The sequence below is a fragment of the Pseudomonas sp. S04 genome (assembly GCF_009834545.1).
In the GTDB taxonomy this organism is placed as follows: Bacteria; Pseudomonadota; Gammaproteobacteria; order Pseudomonadales; family Pseudomonadaceae; genus Aquipseudomonas.
Map to the genome: position 1 here is coordinate 1779660 of NZ_CP019427.1, position 21596 is coordinate 1801255.

20 protein-coding genes, 6 tRNA genes and 2 pseudogenes are annotated in these 21596 nt (G+C 61.1%); 25 read left to right on the forward strand and 3 right to left on the reverse strand.

Annotated elements, in window-relative coordinates:
• Positions 1–68 precede the first annotated feature (68 nt).
• The 11 genes from PspS04_RS07825 to pyrF all read left to right on the forward strand — a co-directional run bounded on the left by PspS04_RS07825 (position 69) and on the right by pyrF (position 9489).
• Entirely contained in the window at positions 69–1094 is a 1026-nt protein-coding gene (locus tag PspS04_RS07825; RefSeq protein WP_159994460.1) for an NAD(P)H-dependent glycerol-3-phosphate dehydrogenase, read from the forward strand.
• 31 nt (positions 1095–1125) lie between these two features.
• Complete coding sequence (locus tag PspS04_RS07830) at positions 1126–1473, forward strand: DUF4389 domain-containing protein (RefSeq protein ID WP_095167563.1); 348 nt, start codon at positions 1126–1128, stop codon at positions 1471–1473.
• Positions 1470–1922 carry a phosphohistidine phosphatase SixA gene (gene sixA, locus PspS04_RS07835; RefSeq protein WP_159994462.1) on the forward strand — a complete coding sequence of 151 codons (453 nt, stop codon included), beginning with the start codon at positions 1470–1472 and terminating at the stop codon, positions 1920–1922. The genes PspS04_RS07830 and sixA overlap by 4 nt, the downstream gene beginning before the upstream one ends.
• Positions 1923–2029: 107 nt before the next feature.
• Positions 2030–3697: an AMP-binding protein gene (locus PspS04_RS07840; RefSeq protein WP_159994464.1), complete on the forward strand. Its 1668-nt coding sequence runs from the start codon at positions 2030–2032 to the stop codon at positions 3695–3697.
• Between the two features lie 29 nt (positions 3698–3726).
• On the forward strand, positions 3727–4170 hold the full coding sequence (locus PspS04_RS07845; RefSeq protein WP_095167567.1) for a hotdog fold thioesterase: 444 nt from the start codon (positions 3727–3729) through the stop codon (positions 4168–4170).
• A 134-nt stretch (positions 4171–4304) separates the two neighbouring features.
• Positions 4305–5111: an alpha/beta fold hydrolase gene (locus tag PspS04_RS07850; protein ID WP_095167569.1), complete on the forward strand. Its 807-nt coding sequence runs from the start codon at positions 4305–4307 to the stop codon at positions 5109–5111.
• A complete protein-coding gene (locus tag PspS04_RS07855) occupies positions 5102–5959 on the forward strand; it encodes an alpha/beta hydrolase (RefSeq protein WP_159994466.1) in 858 nt (285 codons plus the stop codon). Before PspS04_RS07850 ends, PspS04_RS07855 begins: the two co-directional genes overlap by 10 nt.
• A gap of 50 nt (positions 5960–6009) precedes the next feature.
• Complete coding sequence (locus PspS04_RS07860) at positions 6010–6669, forward strand: glutathione S-transferase family protein (RefSeq protein ID WP_095167572.1); 660 nt, start codon at positions 6010–6012, stop codon at positions 6667–6669.
• 23 nt (positions 6670–6692) lie between these two features.
• Complete coding sequence (locus PspS04_RS07865; RefSeq protein WP_159994468.1) at positions 6693–7499, forward strand: DUF4892 domain-containing protein; 807 nt, start codon at positions 6693–6695, stop codon at positions 7497–7499.
• A 72-nt stretch (positions 7500–7571) separates the two neighbouring features.
• Positions 7572–8624 (forward strand): AI-2E family transporter, encoded by a 1053-nt coding sequence (locus tag PspS04_RS07870; protein WP_095167576.1) that lies wholly within the window; start codon positions 7572–7574, stop codon positions 8622–8624.
• Positions 8625–8787: 163 nt separating this feature from the next.
• Complete coding sequence (gene pyrF / locus PspS04_RS07875) at positions 8788–9489, forward strand: orotidine-5'-phosphate decarboxylase (protein ID WP_162530196.1); 702 nt, start codon at positions 8788–8790, stop codon at positions 9487–9489.
• Positions 9490–9748: 259 nt separating this feature from the next.
• Here pyrF and PspS04_RS07880 read toward each other — a convergent pair whose 3' ends face one another.
• The gene (locus PspS04_RS07880) at positions 9749–10753 is read right to left on the reverse strand and encodes an NADP-dependent oxidoreductase (protein ID WP_159994470.1); all 1005 of its coding nucleotides are present in this window, start codon (positions 10751–10753) and stop codon (positions 9749–9751) included.
• Positions 10754–10985: 232 nt separating this feature from the next.
• Between PspS04_RS07880 and PspS04_RS07885 the strand changes: the two genes are divergently transcribed.
• From PspS04_RS07885 to PspS04_RS28055, 4 genes and pseudogenes are all read left to right on the forward strand, one after another.
• On the forward strand, positions 10986–11747 hold the full coding sequence (locus PspS04_RS07885) for an SDR family oxidoreductase (protein WP_159994472.1): 762 nt from the start codon (positions 10986–10988) through the stop codon (positions 11745–11747).
• Between the two features lie 211 nt (positions 11748–11958).
• Positions 11959–13323 (forward strand): aminotransferase-like domain-containing protein, encoded by a 1365-nt coding sequence (locus tag PspS04_RS07890; protein WP_159994474.1) that lies wholly within the window; start codon positions 11959–11961, stop codon positions 13321–13323.
• A 1014-nt stretch (positions 13324–14337) separates the two neighbouring features.
• Positions 14338–14724, forward strand: a pseudogene (locus PspS04_RS28050) (HAMP domain-containing protein); the annotation flags it as partial.
• A gap of 102 nt (positions 14725–14826) precedes the next feature.
• Positions 14827–15423: pseudogene (locus PspS04_RS28055) on the forward strand (methyl-accepting chemotaxis protein); the annotation flags it as partial.
• A gap of 61 nt (positions 15424–15484) precedes the next feature.
• Here the strand turns inward: PspS04_RS28055 and PspS04_RS07900 are convergent.
• A complete protein-coding gene (locus tag PspS04_RS07900) occupies positions 15485–16243 on the reverse strand; it encodes a hypothetical protein (protein WP_174244569.1) in 759 nt (252 codons plus the stop codon).
• 370 nt (positions 16244–16613) lie between these two features.
• Here PspS04_RS07900 and PspS04_RS07905 point away from each other — a divergent pair.
• From PspS04_RS07905 to PspS04_RS07950, 10 genes are all read left to right on the forward strand, one after another.
• A tRNA-Glu gene (locus PspS04_RS07905) sits at positions 16614–16689 on the forward strand.
• 2 nt (positions 16690–16691) lie between these two features.
• Positions 16692–16767, forward strand: a tRNA-Gly gene (locus tag PspS04_RS07910).
• A 104-nt stretch (positions 16768–16871) separates the two neighbouring features.
• Positions 16872–16947, forward strand: a tRNA-Glu gene (locus PspS04_RS07915).
• A gap of 3 nt (positions 16948–16950) precedes the next feature.
• Positions 16951–17026: transfer RNA gene (locus PspS04_RS07920), tRNA-Gly, on the forward strand.
• An 84-nt stretch (positions 17027–17110) separates the two neighbouring features.
• Positions 17111–17186, forward strand: a tRNA-Glu gene (locus PspS04_RS07925).
• Between the two features lie 2 nt (positions 17187–17188).
• Positions 17189–17264, forward strand: a tRNA-Gly gene (locus tag PspS04_RS07930).
• Positions 17265–17743: 479 nt separating this feature from the next.
• Positions 17744–18526, forward strand: coding sequence for a transporter substrate-binding domain-containing protein (locus PspS04_RS07935; RefSeq protein ID WP_095167588.1), 783 nt, complete (start codon positions 17744–17746; stop codon positions 18524–18526).
• A 56-nt stretch (positions 18527–18582) separates the two neighbouring features.
• Entirely contained in the window at positions 18583–19311 is a 729-nt protein-coding gene (locus tag PspS04_RS07940; protein WP_095167590.1) for an ABC transporter permease, read from the forward strand.
• A complete protein-coding gene (locus PspS04_RS07945; protein ID WP_159994480.1) occupies positions 19308–20018 on the forward strand; it encodes an ABC transporter permease in 711 nt (236 codons plus the stop codon). Before PspS04_RS07940 ends, PspS04_RS07945 begins: the two co-directional genes overlap by 4 nt.
• 68 nt (positions 20019–20086) lie before the next feature.
• A complete protein-coding gene (locus PspS04_RS07950) occupies positions 20087–20851 on the forward strand; it encodes an ABC transporter ATP-binding protein (RefSeq protein WP_095167593.1) in 765 nt (254 codons plus the stop codon).
• Positions 20852–20893: 42 nt separating this feature from the next.
• Here PspS04_RS07950 and PspS04_RS07955 read toward each other — a convergent pair whose 3' ends face one another.
• The gene (locus tag PspS04_RS07955) at positions 20894–21532 is read right to left on the reverse strand and encodes a LysE family translocator (RefSeq protein ID WP_159994482.1); all 639 of its coding nucleotides are present in this window, start codon (positions 21530–21532) and stop codon (positions 20894–20896) included.
• Between the last annotated feature and the right edge of the window lie 64 nt (positions 21533–21596).

A 21596-nucleotide genomic window follows, 5' to 3' on the forward strand; every position in this document is an offset into this window, starting at 1 on the left:
GGCTGGTCGATGCACGGCCGCCCCGTATAATGCTGTCATCGCCATTGCAATGGATTAATGGACTACATATGAATGAACAGCGCCCGATTGCGGTCCTGGGGGGCGGGAGTTTTGGTACCGCTGTGGCAAATCTGCTGGCTGAGAACGGTCATGCGGTTCGCCAATGGATGCGCGACCCCGAGCAGGCCGAGGCCATTCGAGTCAACCGCGAGAACCCACGCTACCTCAAAGGTATCAAGGTGCATCCGGCCGTGGAGCCGGTCACCGATCTGCAGGCCACCCTCGACGATTGTGATCTGAGTTTTGTCGCACTGCCGTCCAGCGCCCTGCGCTCGGTGCTGGCACCCCATGCCGAGCGCCTGAGTGGCAAGTTCCTGGTGAGCCTGACCAAAGGTATTGAGGCGCAAAGCTTCATGCTGATGAGTGAGATCCTCGAGGAAATCGCTCCGCAAGCGCGTATCGGGGTGCTCTCCGGGCCGAACCTGGCCCGTGAAGTCGCCGAGCACGCCCTGACGGCCACGGTGGTGGCCAGTGAGGACGAAGAGCTGTGCCAGCGCGTACAAGCCGCGCTGCACGGCCGGACCTTCCGCGTCTACGCCAGTGCCGACCGTTTTGGGGTCGAGTTGGGTGGCGCGCTGAAAAACGTCTACGCGATCATCGCCGGCATGGCCGTGGCGCTGGGCATGGGGGAAAACACCAAGAGCATGTTGATCACCCGGGCGCTGGCGGAAATGACCCGTTTTGCGGTGAATCGTGGTGCCAACCCGATGACGTTCCTCGGTCTGGCCGGGGTCGGCGACTTGATTGTCACCTGCTCTTCACCCAAGAGCCGCAACTATCAGGTGGGTTTTGCCCTGGGCCAGGGCTTGAGCCTGGAGGATGCGGTGAACCGCCTGGGCGAGGTCGCCGAGGGCGTCAACACCCTCAAGGTGCTCAAGGCCAAGTCCCAGGAAGTCGGAGTCTATATGCCGTTGGTCGCCGGCCTGCACGCCATTCTGTTTGAAGGGCGCACGCTGGAGCAGGTGATTGAACTGCTGATGCGTGGCGAGCCGAAAACCGATGTCGATTTTATCTCCACCAGCGGTTTCAACTGAGCCCTCGATTGACGGGGGCAGGGAGCAAGACATGAACGAACCCAAAGTAGAAGCCAGGTACGAGTCGATCCTCCTGCGGGTGCTGTGGATGCTGGTGTTTGTGCTGGTGTGGCAGGTGGCGCAATTCATTCTCGGCGCCGTGGTGCTGGTGCAACTGGTCTACCGCCTGATTTATGGTGCCCCGAGTGCCGGGCTGATGAACTTCGGTGACAGCCTCAGCCAGTTCCTCGCGCAGATCGGCCGTTTCGGCAGCTTCCACAGCGACCAGAAACCCTGGCCGTTTGCCGACTGGCCAACCCCGCGCACCCCGGAAGGCGAGGCCCCGCACACAGTGGCGCCAGCACCACATCCGGTCCGTGATGAGGAGCCAAAACTATGAAAGTCTGGGTGTTGCGCCATGGTGAAGCCCAGCCCTATGGTTCGCGTCCGGACTCGGAGCGGGCATTGACGCCCCACGGCTGCGAGGAAGCCTTGCGCAGTGCCGCCCGGTTGATCGGCGAGCCGCTGACCGCGATCTACGCCAGCCCCTATCTGCGTGCCCAGCAAACGGCACAACTGGTGCGCGAGGCCCTGGGTTTCGTGCCAGACATTCGCACCGTCGAATGGCTGACCCCCGACAGCCGCCCGCAAGCCGTGGCCGAGCAACTGGCCTCGGTGGACAACGTGCTGCTGGTCAGCCACAACCCGTTGGTGGGCAATCTGCTGGGGTTTTTGCAGCACGGTCATCTGCAGGAGCCTGTGGCCGTGCGCACGGCAGGCCTGGCGGAACTCGAAGGCGAGTGGCCGCTGGCCGGGCTGATGAAGCTCAACAGCCTCAAACACCCGTAATACCCCGGCGCTCAGGGGCGGGGTTTTTTGTTTGAAATAGACAACCAAGCAATCGCTTGGTTGGTCTACGCTTGCGGCGACACCGAACAAAAACAGGAGCGCATTCCATGCCCGCCGCTTTTCGTTTGCCGCTGCAAGTGTTCTACGAGCGTGAAGCCCGCCACCCGCGCCAGCGGTTCATGGTCCAGCCCATCGGGGGCGGCCAGGTCGAAACGCTGACCTGGGCCGATGTCGGTCACCAGGCTCGTTGCGCCGCGCACTGGCTGCGCGCCCGGGAGTTGCCCCAGGGCAGCCACATTGCCCTGATCTCGAAAAACTGTGCGCACTGGATCATCGCTGACCTGGCGATCTGGATGGCCGGGCATGTGTCGGTGCCGCTGTACCCCAACCTGACGGCCGAGTCGGTGGCCCAGGTGCTGGAGCACTCGCAGGCGGCCCTGGCATTCATCGGCAAGCTGGATGACTGGCCAGGCATGTCCAAGGGCGTCAGCGCCGACCTGCCCACCATCAGCCTGCCACTGTGCCCCGCGGCGACGTTTGACTACAGTTGGGCCGACCTGCAGCGCAGTTCACCGATCCAGGACAACCCGACGCCGGATGCCGACGAGTTGGCGACCATCATCTATACCTCCGGCACCACGGGCCTGCCCAAAGGGGTGATGCACAGCTTTGCCAACCTCGGCTTTGCCGCCACCCATGGCACCCAGTTGTTCAACCTCACTGAGTCGGATCGACTGTTGTCGTACCTGCCGCTGTGCCATGTCGCCGAACGCATGTTTGTCGAAATGGCATCGATTTATACCGGGCAAACAGTGTTTTTTGCCGAGAGCCTCGATACCTTCCTGGTTGATTTGCAGCGCGCCCGGCCCACGGCGTTGTTTGGCGTGCCGCGGATCTGGACCAAGTTCCAGATGGGGGTCTACAGCAAGATCCCGGCCCGACGCCTGGATTTTTTGCTGGGCCTGCCGATCATCGGCAAGCGGGTCGGGCACAAGGTGCTGGCCGGCCTGGGCCTGGATGCCTTGCGCATTGCCCTGTCCGGCGCTGCACCGGTGCCCTTGGCCCTGCTGCATTGGTACAAGCGCCTGGGACTGGATGTGCTGGAGGTCTACGGGATGACCGAAAGTTGCGGTTATTCGCATATCTCCCTGCCGGGCCAGCAACGCCCCGGCTGGATCGGCAAACCGTGCCCTGAGGTGCAAGTGCGCATCGACACAACGGGCGAGGTGCAGGTGCGCAGCGGCGCCACCATGCAGGGCTATTTCAAGGAGCCGCAGAAAACCGCCGAGACCATTACCGAAGATGGATTTCTGCGCACCGGCGATAAGGGCGAGCAGGACGCCGAGGGTTATTTGCGCCTGACCGGACGGCTCAAGGAAATCTTCAAGACCAGCAAGGGCAAGTACGTGGCCCCGGCACCGATCGAGAACCGCCTGGCGGTGCACTCGCGCATCGAGCAAGTGTGTGTGGTTGGCGACGGCCTGAGTGCGCCGTTGGGCCTGTGCGTGCTGTCGGCGGTGGGACTGCAGGATGCCGCCAGCGCGGCGCGAAATGCCCTGCATGCGAGCCTGGAAAGCCTGCTCGAAGAGGTCAATGGCGCCCTCGACAAACATGAGCGCCTACGCCAGTTGGTGGTGGTCAAGGACAGCTGGGCGGTGGAGAACGGCTTTCTGACCCCGACCCTGAAGATCAAGCGCAACGTGATCGAGGCCACCTACGGTGCGCGCTTCGAAGAATGGAGCGCGCGCAGCGAAGCGGTGCTGTGGCAGGATTGAGGCAAACAACAGCAATAAGGGACCAAGAGATGAGTCTGTGGCGTACTGCTCCAAACATTGAACAACTGAATGCGATTCAGAAAAACACCATTGGCGAAGTGCTGGATATTCGTTTTGAGTCGTTTGACGAGCAATCGCTGACCGCCAGCATGGTGATCGATCACCGCACCCATCAGCCCTACGGCTTGTTGCATGGCGGCGCCTCCGTGGTGCTGGCCGAGTCGGTTGGCTCGATGGCCAGTTACCTGTGCATCGATGCGAGCAAGTTCTATTGCGTTGGCCTGGAAATCAATGCCAACCACCTGCGAGGGCTGCGCAGCGGGCGGGTCACGGCGGTGGCCAGGCCGATCCACATCGGGCGTACCACCCACGTCTGGGACATTCGCCTGAGCAGCGATGAAGGCAAGGCCAGTTGCGTGTCGCGCCTGACCATGGCGGTGGTGCCGCTGGGTGAGGCACCTCCAGCACGCTGATCCGCTGCTGCTGGGGCGTGGGCGATCAACATAACCATGGCCTGACTGTCACCCTTCCTGGCAGTTACGGTCATTGCCCCGGACCTGGGTCTTGCGGACAATCAACCCTTGATTTTGTTTATGGATATGTCGTTATGCCGCAGCAGATTTTTTTCGCCCATGCCAATGGCTTTCCTTCAGGCACCTACGGCAAGTTGTTTGCCGCACTTGCGCCGGAGTATCAAGTCGCGCATCTGCAGCAGCACGCCCATGACCCACGGTTTCCGGCGGACGACAACTGGTTCAACCTGGTGGACGAGTTGATCCATCACCTGGAGCAGCAACCAGGCCCGGTGTGGGGGGTGGGGCATTCCTTCGGCGGCGTCCTGCACCTGCACGCCGCATTGCGTTGCCCGCAGTTGTACCGCGGGGTGGTGATGCTTGATTCGCCCGTGCTGACCCGTACCGATCAGTGGGTGATCCGCGCGGCCAAGCGTTTTGGTTTAATCGACCGCCTGACCCCCGCCGGCCGCACCCTGGGGCGCCGGGAAGAGTTTGCCGACCTCGAGGCAGCCCGGCATTACTTTGCCGGCAAGAGCCTGTTCCGCGGTTTCGACCCGGAGTGTTTCGACGCCTACCTGCAACATGGTTTGCACAAGGTCGGCGATCGTTTGCGGTTGCGTTTTGACCCGGCCACCGAGATCAGTATCTACCGGGGGGTGCCGCACACCAGTCCTGGTCGTACGCGTCAGTTGCAGGTGCCGCTGGCGGTGGTGCGTGGGCGGCAGAGCCGGGTGGTCATGCGTCATCACGCCAGCGCGGTGGCCCGCATGCCTCAGGGCGAGTCCCTGACTGTGCCCGGCGGCCACATGTTCCCCCTCGAACGGCCACAAGACACCGCCGGATTGCTCAAGGAGCTGTTCCAGCGCTGGGCCGGTCGCAGCGACCGGGAATGCGCGTGAGCAGCGTCACGGAGGTGCGCCTGAACCTGCCGCACATCGAGTTGGCCGCCCACCTGTTCGGGCCTGAAGACGGCCTGCCAGTGATCGCTCTGCATGGCTGGCTCGACAACGCCAACAGCTTCGCCAGGCTGGCACCCCGGCTCAAGGGCTTGCGCGTGTTGGCCCTGGATATGGCCGGGCATGGTCATTCCGGGCATCGCCCCCTGGGGGCCGGTTATGCCCTGTGGGATTACGCCCACGACGTGCTGCACGTTGCCGAACAGATGGGCTGGCACCGATTTGCCCTGCTTGGCCATTCCATGGGGGCGATTGTCTCGGTGGTGCTGGCGGGTGCCATGCCCGAGCGCGTGACGCACCTGGCGTTGATCGACGGGGTGATTCCCCCCACGGCGGAACATGACAATGCTGCCGAGCGCATGGGCATGGCGTTGCAGGCGCAACTGGACCTGCAAGGCAAGCGCAAACCGGTCTACAGCAGCATTGACCAGGCTGTGCAAGTGAGGATGAAAGGCCTGGTGGCGGTCAGTCGTGAAGCGGCTGAATTGCTCGCCGAGCGCGGGCTGATGCCGGTGCCGGGCGGTTACACCTGGCGCACTGACAGTCGCCTGACACTGCCTTCACCCCTGCGCCTGTCCAGTGAGCAGGCGCTGTCCTTTGCCCGGCGCGTCAGTTGTCCGGCGCACCTGGTGGTCGCGGCCGACGGCATGCTCGGCAAGCATCCCGAGTTGCTGGAGCGTCTACCCTTTAGCCACGAACAGCTGCCAGGCGGGCATCACTTGCACTTGAATGACGAGGAGGGGGCAACCCTTGTTGCAGACTGTTTCAATCGCTTTTTCGCCATTCCTTGACTTGCAGCGGGCAACTGTCGAGGCTGGGCGGGTTGAAATGGGAGACAACCATGATAGATCTCTACACCGCTGCGACCCCTAATGGCCACAAGGTCTCTATCGTGCTCGAGGAACTCGGCATGCCCTACACGGTGCATGCCCTGAGTTTCGACAAGAAGGAACAAAAGGCACCCGCGTTTCTCAAGATCAATCCCAATGGCCGGATTCCGGCGATTGTCGACCGCGCCAACGGCGATTTTGCCGTGTTCGAATCCGGCGCGATCCTGCTCTACCTCGCTGAACTGAGCGGGCAATTGCTGCCCACCGACCCACAAGGGCGTTCGCGGGTAATCCAGTGGTTGATGTTCCAGATGGGCGGCATCGGCCCGATGCAGGGCCAGGCGAATGTGTTTTTCCGCTACTTTGCGGAAAAGCTGCAGGGCGCCATCGACCGTTACCAGCACGAAACCCGCCGCCTGTACGAGGTGCTCGACAGCCGTCTGGAAACCGTTGAATACCTCGCCGACACCTACAGCATTGCCGACATTGCGACCTATCCGTGGGTGCGTGGCCATGAGTGGTCCGGGGTCTCGGTTGATGGCTTGCCGGCCTTGCAGCGCTGGATGGCTGCCATGGCCGAGCGCCCGGCAGTGCAGCGCGGGTTGTTGGTGCCACAACGCATCGACGACGCCAGTGTCATCAAGGGCGCCCAGGCCATGCTGATCCGATGAGAGTCTCTTCAAGGTTGAAGCGCATGCGTTTTTTCAGTTTGTTCGTACTTGCCTGTTGCAGTTCGTTGGCGTCGGCTGCCGACGTGCCGGGCAGCCAGGATTTGCCGCTGGTGCCACGCATGGCCGATGCGCAAATCGTCGATTATCGTCCGCCCGCCGAGCTGGAGCGGATCTACCCCATGGGTGCGATCCGCAAGATCAGCGGCCAGTTGCGGTTTGACGGGCAAGTCACTGCACGGGGCCAGATGACCTCGGTGACCTATGAGTTGCCACCGGAGCATTCCGCTACTGCCGCCTTCACCGCAGCCCGCGAGGCCTTGCAGAAGCAGGGCGCCGAGTTGTTGTTCTGGTGTCAGGCGCGTGATTGCGGCGAAAGCAGCCTGTGGGCCAACGAAGTCTTCGGCAACGCCAAGCTCTATGGTGCCGATAACGGCCAGGCCTACCTGCTGCTACGCCTGGCTGCACCCCAGGACAACTCATTGGTGGCGCTGTACAGCATCACGCGAGGCAATCGCCGGGCGTACCTGCATGTCGAGCAATTCGACGCCGGTGCCCCCTTGGGCGAGCTGTTGCCTACCTCTGCCACGTTGTTACGGCAACTCAAGGACACAGGCACCCTGGACCTGCCACGCCTGACCGGGGAACCCCAGGCCCCGTGGGTGACGTTGCTGTCCCGTGGCCTGAACCTCGATACCACGTTGCGGGTCAGTGTTTCCGGGGTCCAGGCCGATGCCTGGCGTCAGGCGCTGGTGGCACAGGGCGTGCGCAGTGCGCGGTTGGACCTGGGTGAGGTGAAAGACCCTGGCCTGCATTTCGAACTCTTGCGTTAAGCTCTGTGCAAGCGAACGTGCCTTGGGCCGTTCGCTTGCACTTTTGTCGATTAACCCTGTTCGAGATTTTTCATGCTCAATAACGATCGCCTGTTGGTGCAGATCCTGCTCCTGGTGTTATTCGGTGCCAGTTTCTGGGTGATGGCGCCGTTCTGGTCGGCGCTGTTCTGGGGCGCGGTGCTGGCGTTCGCCAGTTGGCCGTTGATGCGCCTGCTGACCCGTTGGCTCAACGGTCGCGAATCCCTGGCCGCCGCCGTGCTGACCCTGGGCTGGATGGTGCTGGTGGCGGCGCCACTGGTATGGCTGGGTTTCAACCTGGCGGACCATGTGCGCGATGCCACGGTCTTCATCAAGGATGTCCAGGTCGATGGCCTGCCCGAAGCGCCCGTCTGGCTCGGCTCCATTCCCCTGGTCGGGGGACGGTTGGTGGGTATCTGGAACAGCGTCGACCAGCAGGGCGCGGCACTGATGGTGACGGTCAAACCCTATCTGGGGCAGGTTGGCAACTGGTTGCTGGCACGCAGTGCGCAGATCGGTGGCGGTATCCTGGAGCTGACACTGAGCATCGTCTTCGTGTTCTTTTTCTACCGCGATGGCCCGCGGCTGGCGGGTTTTGTCCACCGTCTGCTGGAACGCCTGATCGGCGAGCGGGCCGGTTACTACATCGAGTTGGTGGCCGGCACCGTGCAGCGGGTGGTCAACGGGGTCATTGGCACGGCGGCGGCGCAGGCCGTGCTGGCCCTGATCGGTTTCCTGATCGCCGGTGTGCCGGGGGCGCTGGTGCTGGGCATCGTCACCTTCCTGCTCAGCCTGATTCCCATGGGCCCACCCCTGGTGTGGATTCCGGCTACGGCCTGGCTGGTGTGGAAGGGCGACTACGGGTTTGCAGTGTTCCTCGGTGTCTGGGGGATGTTCATCATCAGTGGCGTCGACAACGTGCTCAAACCCTACCTGATCAGCCGTGGCGGTAATCTGCCGTTGGTGATCGTCTTGCTCGGGGTCTTTGGCGGTTTGATTGCCTTCGGCTTTATCGGCCTGTTCATCGGCCCGACCTTGCTGGCGGTGGCCTATAGTCTGCTGATCGACTGGAGCAACAGCCAGGCACGGGTTGAAGACAAGCGCTGAAAGGGAGGGCGGGCTGACGCGGGTGGCAACGAGCGCGTCAGCTCTTTGAGGCTTTTTTTCAGTCATGGGCACCGTTGATGATGATTTACCGATCATCGGGTCCCGGACGGGCTCGCGTTCCGCTACAATGCGCGCCGATTTCGACTTGCCTGAGAGCCCACTCATGTCCGCCTGCCAGACTCCTATCATCGTCGCCCTGGATTTCCCTACCCGTGACGCCGCACTGAAGCTGGCTGACCAGTTGGACCCCAAGCTGTGCCGGGTCAAGGTCGGTAAAGAGCTGTTCACCAGTTGTGCTGCGGAAATCGTCGGAACCCTGCGCGACAAGGGTTTTGAAGTATTTCTCGACCTCAAGTTCCACGACATTCCCAACACCACCGCGATGGCCGTCAAGGCGGCAGCGGAGATGGGTGTGTGGATGGTCAACGTGCACTGCTCCGGTGGCTTGCGCATGATGGCGGCCTGCCGTGAAGTGCTCGACCAGCGCAGTGGTCCCAAGCCGCTGCTGATTGGCGTGACGGTGCTGACCAGCATGGAGCGTGAAGACCTGGCCGGGATCGGCCTGGACATCGAGCCGCAGGAGCAGGTCTTGCGTCTGGCGGCACTGGCGCAGAAAGCCGGGATGGATGGCCTGGTGTGTTCGGCGCTGGAAGCCCAGGCCTTGAAGGCGGCACATCCGTCGCTGCAACTGGTGACCCCGGGGATTCGTCCGGCGGGCAGTGCGCAGGACGATCAGCGCCGGATCCTTACTCCGCGCCAGGCTCTGGATGCGGGTTCTGACTATCTGGTGATCGGGCGTCCGATCAGTCAGGCGGCTGATCCAGCCAAGGCGTTGGCTGCGGTTGTGGCTGAGTTGGCTTTGTAGGGGCGGCGCATTTCTCTTCTGTGGGAGCGAGCTTGCTCGCGATAGCGGCCTGCGCCACACCCTAGATCTCGGCAATACCCCAATCCCCTGTAGCAGCTGCCGAGCCCGCGAGGCTGCGTTCGAGGACGCAGTCCACGCCCCGGCTATCTCAAGATCAAGAGCTGCAGGCGAGCCAACGCTCGGCCTGTTGAGTGGTGGTGGCTTCTGTAGGGGCTGGCTTGCCGGTGAGGGTGCGACAAGCCAGCAGTGCTGGCTCGGGTTAAACCTTCAACACCAGTTTCCCGAAGTTTTCGCCGCTGAACAATTTCATCAGGGTTTCCGGGAACGTCTCCAGTCCGTCAACGATATCCTCCTTGCTCTTGAGCTGACCCTTGGCCATCCAGCCGGCCATTTCCTGCCCGGCGGCAGCGAATTGTGCGGCGTAGTCCATCACCACGAATCCTTCCATGCGTGCCCGGTTGACCAGCAGCGAGAGGTAGTTGGCCGGTCCCTTGATCGCTTCCTTGTTGTTGTACTGGCTGATGGCGCCGCAGATGACCACGCGGGCCTTGACGTTCAGGCGGCTCAGTACGGCGTCGAGGATGTCGCCGCCGACGTTGTCGAAGTACACGTCCACGCCTTTCGGGCATTCGCGCTTGAGGCCGGCCACCACGTCCTCACTCTTGTAGTCGATGGCCCCGTCGAAACCCAGTTCGTCGATCAGGAACCGGCACTTGTCGGCTCCTCCGGCAATGCCCACCACGCGGCAGCCTTTGAGTTTGGCAATCTGCCCGGCGATGCTGCCGACCGCTCCGGCGGCGCCAGACAGCACCACGGTTTCACCGGCCTTGGGGGCGCCGACGTCCAGCAGCGCGAAATAAGCGGTCATGCCGGTCATGCCCAGCGCCGACAGGTAACGTGGCAGTGGCGCCAGTTTCGGATCGACCTTGTAGAAACCGCGCGGCTCACCGAGGAAGTAGTCCTGCACCCCTAGTGCGCCGTTGACGTAATCACCCACGGCAAACCCCGGGTTGTTGGAGGCAATGACCTGGCCCACGCCCAGGGCGCGCATGACTTCGCCAATGCCCACTGGCGCGATGTAGGACTTGCCTTCGTTCATCCAGCCGCGCATGGCCGGGTCCAGCGACAGGTACTCGTTCTTGACCAGGATCTGGCCCGCCGCCGGTTCGCCCACCGGTACTTGCTGATAGGTAAAGGTTTCGCGGTTTGCCGCCCCCACCGGGCGTTTGGCGAGCAGGAATTGGCGGTTGGTCTGGGCAGTCATGGCGGGTACTCAAGGGTGAAGGAAGTCTGATTGATAGACCCTCATGGCCGATGTCGCAAGGTTTGCTGATCCAGCGAATACGGCTCGATCCAACGCAGTGATAGTTCGGTGGGCCTATTCATCACTGCTACTCATGAGCGATCAACCGGCCTTCTGATAGTGCTGACGTGCGACAGGGCCGGGTGGCTAGACTGGCAAAACGCGTTCACTCCCATCATTCGAGGACACAACAATGAGCATGACGTTTTCTGGCCGGGTAGCGTTGGTGACCGGTGCGGCCGCCGGTATCGGCCGTGCGACTGCCCAGGCATTTGCCGCCGCAGGCTTGCAAGTGGTGGTGGCGGATCTCGATGTGGCGGGGGGAGAGGGCACGGTCGAACTGATTCGTGCGGCCGGTGGCGAGGCGGTGTTTGTGCGTTGCAACGTGACCCAGGAAAGCGACGTGCAAAACCTGATGGCGCAAGCCGTGAGTACCTATGGCCGAATTGATTACGCCTTCAACAACGCCGGGATCGAGATCGAAAAGGGCAAGCTGGCCGAGGGCACGCTCGATGAGTTCGACGCGATCATGGGGGTCAATGTCAAAGGTGTCTGGCTGTGCATGAAACATCAACTGCCTTTGATGCTGGCCCAGGGCGGCGGCGCCATCGTCAATACCGCCTCGGTGGCCGGCCTGGGGGCGGCACCTAAGATGAGCATCTACGCCGCATCCAAGCACGCGGTGATCGGGCTGACCAAGTCGGCCGCCATCGAATATGCGAAGAAAAAGATCCGGGTCAATGCGGTGTGTCCTGCGGTGATTGATACCGACATGTTCCGTCGGGCCTACGAGGCCGATCCGAAAAAGGCCGACTTCGCTGCCGCCATGCACCCGGTGGGACGCATAGGTAAGGTGGAGGAAATTGCCAGTGCGGTGCTGTACCTGTGCAGCGATGGCGCGGCGTTTACCACAGGCCATTCATTGGCCGTGGATGGTGGGGTGACGGCTTTTTGATGGACTGAGGAAAGCCGAGTTTTCTGCAGTGCAACCACTGGAACTTATGTAAGAGCAAGCCCGCATTCCTGTGGGCTTTTTTGTGTCTTTGGCGAATGTGTTTCAAGGGGTTAGGGCGAGGGGGTTTTGACCGGGTGCCGCATCAAGCGGACAGGCAGGCTGTGTTTAACTGATCGAGGAAATAATCTAAAACATTTGGAGCTGATTTCTCATGGAATTGAGAATCGATCGTCAGGCGCTGGTCCCCGTCGTGCAGCAGGTGGTTGATGCGCTTGCCGGCAGAATTCGCCAGGGTGCCATCGAGCCTGGCACGCGTTTACCCTCTGTTCGCCAACTGGCCCGGGACAACCTGCTCAGCCAATCCTGCGTGATAGAAGCCTACGAGCGCATGGTGGCGCAGGGCGTGCTTGCATCGCGTCATGGTTCAAGCTATTTCGTTGTCACGCCGCTGCTCCCGTGCAGCTCTGAAGAAGTGCTCACTGCCGGGGCAAGCCCGTTGCCCCTGGGATGTGCCGGCATGCCGCAAAGCTGGCGGGAAAGCGATGACCTCGGGTATGCGATCCGGCAGATGTCACGCACCGATATGCAGGGGTTGTTCAGCTACAGCTCGGTGTATGGCTTGCCGGCCCTGCGCCTGCAGATTCTCAAGCGCCTGAAACAGATTTCGATCGTCGCCGAGCAGTCCCAGGTGCTCACCACTGCCGGCGCCACCCATGGGCTGGACCTGATCATCCGCACCCTGCTCAAACCCGGTGATTGTGTGGTGGTGGAAACGCCCGGTCATTCCAACCTGTTCGAACAATTGCGGTTGTCGGGTGTGCGGATGCTCGAGGTGCCGCGTACCCCGCGTGGGCCGGACATCCAGGTGCTTGAGTCGCTCTTGGCAGTCCATCAGCCGCGCGCACTGTTCATCAACAGCCAGTTTCACAATCCTACCGGCAGTTGCCTGGTCCTCGCTGTGGCGCAACGCCTGCTGGAGCTGGCCGCTCAATATGGGCTGTGCATTGTCGAAGATGACGTCTATGGCGATTTTCACGGGCGCAGTGCGACTCGTCTGGCCGCGCTGGATAACGCTGGCTGTGTGATCTACCTCGGCAGTTTTTCCAAGACCCTCAGCAGCTCGCTGCGGGTCGGCTATGTCGTGGCCAATCAGGCGCTGGTCAAGCGCCTGGCGCAGGTCAAGCGGATCACCAGTCTGGGCGTCTCCTGCTTCAGTGAAGCGGTACTCCATACCCTGCTGGCCAACGGGGCATATCGCAAGCTGGTGCAGCGCCAGCGGCTGCGTTTGAAGCGCGAGCTGAACGCGTCACTGCAGGTGCTGGAGGACGCGGACTGGGAAGTCTTTGGCAGACCTTCGGGGGGGCTGTATATCTGGGCCAGGCCCAGGGCTTGTGCAGCGAAGCACGTACGCGCCCTCGCGCAGCGACACGGTATTGCCCTGGCTGGCAGCGCTGAATTCAGCCCCAGCGGCGAGGCCGGCGATTGGTTGCGCATCAATGTGGCCTATGCCGGCGACTCACAAGCATTGGCGTTCTTTCAGGCCTGCGCATTGGAGGATCGACCTCAAGCGTTCTGAAAGCGACGCATACATAGCTTTTTGCCATGATTGCGGCAGCCGAGACTTGTGCTTGAGGGGCCCCGGTTGCGACCCTGCCGGGAGAGAAAATGGCCCCCATTGCCATTGGCCACTGGAAGAAGGTGACGAGCAATGATTTCAGGCGCGCAAGGATATTTCGCCAACCTCGGCATGGCGAAAAAACTGGGACTGGGTTTTATCCTGGTGTTGCTGTTGACTGCCCTGGTAGCGGCTATCGGGGTCTGGTCGCTGCACACCATCAGCCAGCGTTTCGACGGGCTCAAGCAAATGTCGGCGCTCAACAGTGGCCTGCTCAAGGTGCGTCTGCTGGAGCAGGAGTATGCCTTGCACGCCGATGACAAAACCGCCGAGGCCTTGCGCCAGGGCCTTGACGGCTTGCTCAACCTGACCGCCGAGCTCAAGGCGCGGTCGGCGGTCAATGCCCCGGTGATGAATGAGGTCGAGCATTCCCTGGGCGCCTATCGCAAGGCCTTCGATGAATTTGTCGAGCTGACTTCGGCCAAGGACCTGGCGCTGGAAATGGCCAGTTGGTCGGTCGCAAGCGTGGCCAACAACCTGGATGTATTGCAGGCGGGGCTGGCTGACGATGGCGCCTACATACTCAAGGAGTCGGCCGGCAAGGAGGGTGGTGAATTTATCGAGCAAGCCAGCCAGGTCAGTCAGGTCTCGAAGTTGATGCTGCAGGCAATGAACGAGGCGCGGGTCCGCCTGGACCAGAGCCGCAAGGCCACCACGCAGGATAGCGAGCAGGGCAAGATCGAGCAGGCTGACCAGGCGTTGAGCCAGGCGCAAGCGCTGATGCAGGTGGTCAAGGATGGCGGTTACCAGACTGTACTCGGCGAGGTGGCCGGGCACATCGCCAGTTTCACCGAAAAACTGGCGGAGTACACCGAGCTCCTGGCTCGCGAACAACAGGTGTATCAACAGTTACATGCACGTGCTGGCGAAGTGGTGCAGCGGGTCGATCAGGCTTACGCCGCACAAGACCAGGCGATGCAGGCAGAGTTGCAGCAAAACTCGCTGCTGATCATTGTGTCGTCGGCCTTGGCCTTGGTGGTCGGACTGATCGCCGCCTGGCTGATCACCCGACTGATCGTTAGCCCTTTGCGCAGCGTAATCCGACTGGCCGAGCAAATTGCCGCTGGCGACTTGAGTGCCAGTGTAGTGGTGACCCGGCGTGATGAAATCGGCCAGCTGATGCAGGCCATGCAGCAGATGGGCGCGGGATTGAGCCGGATCGTCAGTGGCCTGCAGGCGGGCATCGAGCAACTGGCCAGCTCCGCGCAGTCGCTGTCGGCAGGGGCCGAGCAGACCAATCTTGAAGTCAGCAGCCAGAAAGAGGAAACCGAACAAGTTGCCACCGCCATGAATCAGATGACGGCCACGGTGCACGACGTGGCGCGCAATGCCGAGGAGGCGGCGCAGGCTGCCCAAACCGCTGACAGCAAGGTGGAGTCCGGCCAGCAGGTGGTGCGTCAGAGCATGCAGCGGATCGAACAACTGGCAGACTCGGCGACAGCGACCAGTACCAGCATCGAGAGCCTGAGCGCCGAGATCCAGAACATTGGCAGTGTCCTCAGCGTGATCAAGAGCGTGGCCGAGCAAACCAATCTACTGGCCCTCAACGCCGCCATTGAGGCGGCGCGGGCAGGCGAGCAGGGCAGAGGCTTTGCCGTGGTGGCCGATGAGGTCCGCGCGCTGGCCAAGCGCACCCAGCAGTCGACCGAGGAAATCGAGCGCCTGGTGTCTTCCCTGCGCGGCGCCGCGCAGTCTTCAGTGCAGCAGATCGAGAACAGTGGCGAGTTGGTCAAGCTGGCGGTCAGTGATGCGCTGCAGACCGAGAGCGCACTGGGCAGTATCGCTGCGGCCGTTTCGCTGATTCAGCAGATGAACCAGCAGATCGCCGCCGCGGCCGAGCAGCAGAGCTCGGTGGCCGAAGAGATCAATCGCAGCGTCACCAGCATCCGTGCCAGTGCCGATCAATCCTCGCTGGCCATGCAGGGCAATGCCGCGTCGAGCATTGAGCTGGCGCAGCTGGGTGTGGAACTGAAGGGGATGGTCGGGCATTTCAGGCTGTAAGGCGGGGGGCGTAGCAGGAGGATCGCAGGCCAGTACTGACCTGCGATCCTCGAAGGTGATATCAGTCGTAGATGACTTTCTTCTTCCAGTCTGCATCGGCCTCGACTTCCTTGAGGCCCTCGGTCAACTCATTCACGTCACCTTCAACCGGGGCAATGTTGGTCAGCACCATGGAGTTGGCGCGGGCCAGGAGTTTTTCCAGGAACTTCAGCTGTTCACTGTAGGCCTGCGGATCGGGTTGTTTGCGCAAGTACTGCACGCCACGCTCGAATGCCAGGCGCGCCTGGCCAGGTTGCTCCTGTTGCAGGGCGTGCTGGCCCAGATTGCTGAAAAACTCGATGTGCAGCAGCACCAGGATGTGGCGGATTTCACGAATCCAGCTTTTTGCCTCGTTGGTGGGCAGGAAACCATCGTGGGCGGCGCGGGTGACCTGTCCATGCAAGGCTTCGAGCAGGAAACGTACGTCCTTGGCCTTGGCCTCGGTCAGGATCGGCGCCGGCGGGTTGTTCACCGGAATCGATTCGCCCTGGGCAATCAAGGCCTTCAACTCTTCGATGCGGCTTTTCAAGGGGGTGCTGGATTTCTCCAGATTGAGCATGCGCTGGCAGACGTTCAGTTCCAGGCGAGCCAGCAGCAACTTGAGGGCCGGTGTCATCAACTGGCCGGGGAAGGTCTCGGTGATTTCGCCGCAGCGGCGCAAGCGGTCATTGAGTTCAACCTTGGTGCGGGCCTTTTGCAGCTTGTTGTTTTCCACCACATTGTTCATGTAGCCAATAGCGATCAGTAGTGCGATCCCGACTATTACTAGCAGGGTGATCATGAGTGGTGTCACCGTGAAGACCTCTTTATTGGGTTTGGGTGCGAGTGTAGTGGCTAAGCCTGGGGGCGGATAGGGCGGTGCGACGAGTTGAAACGGGCCCTGCAGCGGTCGATAGGGGTAGGTGGTCGATGGATGCACAATGCCACTATCGGTGTGCCAAGGACTATAGCGCCTTGGCGAGTGCCAGAATATAGGCGTCAAACACCGGTCGGCCGAAAACCCCGAAACGTCCCACAAAGGACAGCGAAGTCATTGATTTAAATAAATTTATATCGGGGGGTTGACGACCCCTCAATCCATCCATAGAATGCGCGCCACTTACAGCGTAAAGCGAACAGCAAAACGCGGTAGGGAGTGAAGTTGTAGCTGTGTCCCCTTCGTCTAGTGGCCTAGGACACCGCCCTTTCACGGCGGTAACAGGGGTTCGAGTCCCCTAGGGGACGCCAATGCGGGAATAGCTCAGTTGGTAGAGCACGACCTTGCCAAGGTCGGGGTCGCGAGTTCGAGTCTCGTTTCCCGCTCCAATTTTAAACAGCAGTGCTTTCGGGCGGTGCTGAGTGAAACCAGAACCAAGTCTTCGGATGCGGCTCTGGACACCGAAACACACACCATGTGTTCCGGGTAGCGTGTCCCCTTCGTCTAGTGGCCTAGGACACCGCCCTTTCACGGCGGTAACAGGGGTTCGAGTCCCCTAGGGGACGCCATTTGCGGGAATAGCTCAGTTGGTAGAGCACGACCTTGCCAAGGTCGGGGTCGCGAGTTCGAGTCTCGTTTCCCGCTCCAAATTTAACGAGAGCGCCACTCAGTGAGTGGCGTTTTTGTTGGTCACCGCAGCACACGCCATGTGTTGCGGGTAGTAGTTGCTGTGTCCCCTTCGTCTAGTGGCCTAGGACACCGCCCTTTCACGGCGGTAACAGGGGTTCGAGTCCCCTAGGGGACGCCATTGCGGGAATAGCTCAGTTGGTAGAGCACGACCTTGCCAAGGTCGGGGTCGCGAGTTCGAGTCTCGTTTCCCGCTCCATATTCATCAAAAACGCCGCTCATCGAGCGGCGTTTTTGTGTGCGTGGGTTTTTTGTTGTCTCGCCATTCAAGTGGCAATACCTGCTGCCCACCGGGTGTTTCCCCTCGCCATTAAACCTCTCAAATTGTTACCGGACGCACCAATACCGGGCGAAGTGCGCACCGGGTAACAGTCTGAACCTTGAGCGGCCTGATCCTCAATACACTGTTTATGTACGGCGAAACCCCCGTGCCTGTGGGCTTGCGTGCCTTTCGCCTGGGGCGGTTTGGCCTTGCGCGGGGGAGTTGGCTGAGTGATTGCATATGCTTGTACGTACAAGTAAGTCTATGTGCGTAAGTGTTGAGGTCGAAGCTCGGCGCACTGGATTGCTTTTGAAGCTAGCGCTTGAGGTTCGGGATCAGGTTTAGCGTCTTGCGCGCAGTCCCTGACCGTATCCATGGGTCACAAGCGCCCGTCATGGTTTTAGGAATTGATAATAATGAAAAGAACATTGCTGACCCTTTCTGCGCTGACCCTCTGCCTGGCTGCCGGTGCTGCCCTGGCCAAGGACTACAAGGAGCTGCGTTTTGGCGTCGATCCTTCTTATGCACCCTTCGAATCCAAGGCCGCCGATGGCAGCCTGGTGGGCTTCGATATCGATCTGGGTAACGCGATCTGCGCCGAGTTGAAGGTCAAGTGCCGGTGGGTAGAAAGTGATTTTGACGGCACGATTCCCGGACTCAAGGCCAACAAGTTCGACGGTGTGATTTCCTCGATGACCGTTACCCCGGCTCGGGAAAAAGTCATCGATTTTTCCAGTGAGCTGTTCTCCGGTCCAACTGCCCTGGTCTACAAGAAGGGTTCCACTGTAGGTATCGACCTGGCTTCGCTCAAGGGCAAAAAAGTCGGCTACGAGCAGGGCACCATTCAAGAGGCCTATGCCAAGCAAGTACTGGACAAGGCTGGCGTGGAAACCCAGGCCTACGCCAACCAGGACCAGGTCTACGCCGACCTGATTTCCGGCCGTCTCGACGCCTCGATCCAGGACATGCTGCAAGCCGAGCTGGGCTTCTTGAAGTCGCCACAAGGTGTCGACTACGAAGTCAGCCCGCCCGTCGACAGTCCACTGTTACCGGCCAAGACCGCGGTGGGTATTGCCAAGGGCAACACCGAACTCAAGGCCCTGATCAATAAAGGCATCCAGGCGCTGCACGATGACGGCACCTACGCGGCGATCCAGAAAAAACACTTCGGTGATCTGAATCTCTACAGCGGCAAATAACGTCCCGCGCCCTTCTCGGGGAGGGCGCTTCTTTATCGCGATAGGTCCTGTGAATTATGTTCGAAGCTCTCTTACAGACGCTCGGGCTTTCCGCATTCAGCTTGCAGGGTTTTGGCCCTCTGTTGCTGGAAGGCAGCTGGATGACCGTCAAGTTATCGATTTTGTCCCTGCTGCTGAGTGTGCTGCTCGGACTGCTCGGCGCCAGCGCCAAGCTGTCCAGCCTCAAACTGTTGCGAATTCCCGCCCAGCTCTACACCACCTTGATTCGTGGGGTGCCGGACCTGGTGCTGATGCTGTTGATTTTCTACAGCCTGCAAACCTGGTTGACCAGTTTCACGGTGGCCATGGAGTGGGAATACATCGAGATCAATCCATTTGGCGCCGGGGTCATCACCCTGGGCTTTATCTATGGCGCCTATTTCACCGAGACCTTCCGTGGCGCGATCCTCGCCGTGCCCCGTGGCCAGATGGAAGCTGCTACCGCCTACGGCCTGAGTCGTGCGCAGCGCTTTCGCTTCGTGGTCTTCCCCCAGATGATGCGTTTCGCTTTGCCCGGCATTGGCAACAACTGGATGGTGATTCTCAAGGCCACCGCGCTGGTGTCGATCATCGGCCTGGCCGACCTGGTCAAGGCCGCCCAGGACGCCGGCAAGAGTACTTATCAGTTGTTCTTTTTCCTGGTGTTGGCGGCGCTGATCTACCTGCTGATCACCAGCGCGTCGAATGTCGTCCTGCGCTGGCTTGAGCAGCACTACGCGGCAGGTTCCCGGGAGGCAGTGCGATGATTGAGCTCTTGCAGGAGTACTGGAAGCCGTTCTTCTACAGCGACGGCTACCACATCACCGGCCTGGCGATGACGATGTGGCTGCTCAGCGCCTCGATCTGCATCGGCTTCCTGGTGTCGATCCCGCTGGCGATTGCCCGGGTTTCACCGCATTTCTACATCCGCTGGCCGGTGCAGTTCTACACCTACCTGTTCCGTGGCACGCCGCTGTATATCCAGTTGCTGATCTGCTACACGGGGATCTACAGCCTCGCCGCGATCCGCGCGCAACCGGTGCTCGATGGGTTCTTTCGCGACGCGATGAACTGCACGATCCTGGCCTTCGCCCTGAACACCTGCGCCTACACCACGGAGATTTTCGCCGGGGCGATTCGCAGCATGAACCACGGCGAAGTCGAGGCTGCCAAGGCCTATGGCCTGACGGGCTGGAAGCTGTATGCCTACGTGATCATGCCTTCGGCCCTGCGCCGTTCGTTGCCCTACTACAGCAACGAAGTGATCCTGATGCTGCACTCAACCACCGTGGCCTTCACCGCGACCATCCCGGACATCCTGAAAGTCGCGCGGGACGCCAACTCGGCAACCTTCCTGACGTTCCAGTCGTTCGGCATCGCCGCGTTGATCTACCTGGCCGTAACCTTTGCCCTGGTCGGTCTGTTCCGGGTTGCCGAACGCCGCTGGCTGGCATTTCTCGGTCCAGCCCATTAAGGGCGGCAGTCACCGTCTGCGACCGATGCGCCGCGACGTACCTTTTTTCTTTCTGGATGTTTGCGCCCATGTACAAACTGACCATTGAAGAGTTGCACAAGAGTTACGGTAGCCACGAAGTGCTCAAGGGGGTTTCCCTCAAAGCCAAGACCGGGGATGTGATCAGCCTGATCGGCGCCAGTGGTTCGGGCAAGAGCACCTTTTTGCGTTGCATCAACTTTCTCGAAACCCCCAACGACGGTGCCATGAGCCTGGACGGCAAGTCGATTCGCATGGTCAAGGATCACCATGGCATGCGCGTGGCCGACGACGCCGAGTTGCAACGCCTGCGCACGCGCCTGGCGATGGTGTTTCAGCACTTCAACCTGTGGGGCCACATGACGGTGCTGGAAAACATCAGCATGGCGCCGCGCCGGGTGCTGGGTGTCAGCAAGAAAGAGGCTGAAGAGCGGGCTCGCCGTTATCTGGAAAAGGTCGGCCTGCCGGCTCGTGTGGCAGAGCAGTATCCGGCGTTCCTCTCCGGTGGACAGCAGCAGCGGGTGGCGATCGCCCGTGCGCTGGCAATGGAGCCGGAAGTCATGCTGTTCGACGAGCCCACTTCGGCCCTGGACCCGGAGTTGGTGGGGGAGGTGCTCAAGGTGATCCAGGGGTTGGCCGAAGAGGGGCGGACGATGATCATGGTCACCCATGAAATGAGCTTTGCGCGCAAGGTCTCCAACCAGGTGCTGTTCCTGCATCAAGGGCGAGTCGAAGAGCAGGGGGCGCCGGAGGAGGTGCTGGGTAATCCGAAGAGCGAGCGCCTGCAACAGTTTCTCAGCGGTAATCTGAAGTAACTGCGTGCGCGTCCGGCCGCGGGGCTGGGCGCGTGCAGTTTGTTACAGCGAGAGCAGCAGGCGTCCGGCAAACAGAATCAGGATCACGCCCATGGTCCGTTCGAACCAGTGGCCCATGCGCATGAACTGCTGGCGCACCCGGTTGCTGGAAAAGAACAGTGCCACCAGGACAAACCACAGGGCGTTGACCAAACACATCCACAGTCCGTACAGCGCCTGCACCTCCAGCGGCGTGGTGGCGCTGATGAGTGTGGTGAAGATCGCCAGAAAGAACAGCGTTGCCTTGGGATTGGTGGCGTTGGTCAGGAAGCCGGTGGTGAAGGCTTTGCCCAGGCTCTGCGGGGCTTCGGCTGTGGTGGCGGCCGGTTCGCTGTCAAGCGTCGACTTGGGTTTGCTGCGCAGCAGGCTCACGCCCAGATAAACGATGTAGCCACCCCCTAGCACCTTGGCCACCGTCAGCAACCAGGGCGTGGTGTGCATCAGTGCGCCGACGCCGAGCACGGTGTACAGCACATGCACTGAAATGCCCGCGCCAATACCCAGCGCAGTGCAGATCCCCACCCAGCGGCCAAACCTCACGCTCTGGCGGATCGTCACCGCAAAATCCGGCCCCGGGGCCACCACGGCGAGAAAGTGGATGGTCGCCAACGCCAGGAACTCACCCAGATAATTCGAAAGCATCTCAACTCCAGCAGGTAGGGGGGAGCATGCTCTGGCGAGCATGCCGGTAACGTGTGCTTTCAGG

Coding starts and splice junctions, on each gene's coding strand:
- PspS04_RS07935 (WP_095167588.1), top strand. CDS start 17,744: ATGAAAAGAACATTGCTGACCCTTTCTGCGCTGACCCTCTGCCTGGCT.
- PspS04_RS07945 (WP_159994480.1), top strand. CDS start 19,308: ATGATTGAGCTCTTGCAGGAGTACTGGAAGCCGTTCTTCTACAGCGAC.
- PspS04_RS07950 (WP_095167593.1), top strand. CDS start 20,087: ATGTACAAACTGACCATTGAAGAGTTGCACAAGAGTTACGGTAGCCAC.
- PspS04_RS07870 (WP_095167576.1), top strand. CDS start 7,572: ATGCTCAATAACGATCGCCTGTTGGTGCAGATCCTGCTCCTGGTGTTA.
- PspS04_RS07825 (WP_159994460.1), top strand. CDS start 69: ATGAATGAACAGCGCCCGATTGCGGTCCTGGGGGGCGGGAGTTTTGGT.
- PspS04_RS07885 (WP_159994472.1), top strand. CDS start 10,986: ATGAGCATGACGTTTTCTGGCCGGGTAGCGTTGGTGACCGGTGCGGCC.
- PspS04_RS07860 (WP_095167572.1), top strand. CDS start 6,010: ATGATAGATCTCTACACCGCTGCGACCCCTAATGGCCACAAGGTCTCT.
- PspS04_RS07855 (WP_159994466.1), top strand. CDS start 5,102: ATGCGCGTGAGCAGCGTCACGGAGGTGCGCCTGAACCTGCCGCACATC.
- PspS04_RS07900 (WP_174244569.1), bottom strand. CDS start 16,243: ATGATCACCCTGCTAGTAATAGTCGGGATCGCACTACTGATCGCTATT.
- PspS04_RS07850 (WP_095167569.1), top strand. CDS start 4,305: ATGCCGCAGCAGATTTTTTTCGCCCATGCCAATGGCTTTCCTTCAGGC.
- pyrF (WP_162530196.1), top strand. CDS start 8,788: ATGTCCGCCTGCCAGACTCCTATCATCGTCGCCCTGGATTTCCCTACC.
- PspS04_RS07940 (WP_095167590.1), top strand. CDS start 18,583: ATGTTCGAAGCTCTCTTACAGACGCTCGGGCTTTCCGCATTCAGCTTG.
- sixA (WP_159994462.1), top strand. CDS start 1,470: ATGAAAGTCTGGGTGTTGCGCCATGGTGAAGCCCAGCCCTATGGTTCG.
- PspS04_RS07840 (WP_159994464.1), top strand. CDS start 2,030: ATGCCCGCCGCTTTTCGTTTGCCGCTGCAAGTGTTCTACGAGCGTGAA.
- PspS04_RS07890 (WP_159994474.1), top strand. CDS start 11,959: ATGGAATTGAGAATCGATCGTCAGGCGCTGGTCCCCGTCGTGCAGCAG.
- PspS04_RS07955 (WP_159994482.1), bottom strand. CDS start 21,532: ATGCTTTCGAATTATCTGGGTGAGTTCCTGGCGTTGGCGACCATCCAC.
- PspS04_RS07880 (WP_159994470.1), bottom strand. CDS start 10,753: ATGACTGCCCAGACCAACCGCCAATTCCTGCTCGCCAAACGCCCGGTG.
- PspS04_RS07845 (WP_095167567.1), top strand. CDS start 3,727: ATGAGTCTGTGGCGTACTGCTCCAAACATTGAACAACTGAATGCGATT.
- PspS04_RS07865 (WP_159994468.1), top strand. CDS start 6,693: ATGCGTTTTTTCAGTTTGTTCGTACTTGCCTGTTGCAGTTCGTTGGCG.
- PspS04_RS07830 (WP_095167563.1), top strand. CDS start 1,126: ATGAACGAACCCAAAGTAGAAGCCAGGTACGAGTCGATCCTCCTGCGG.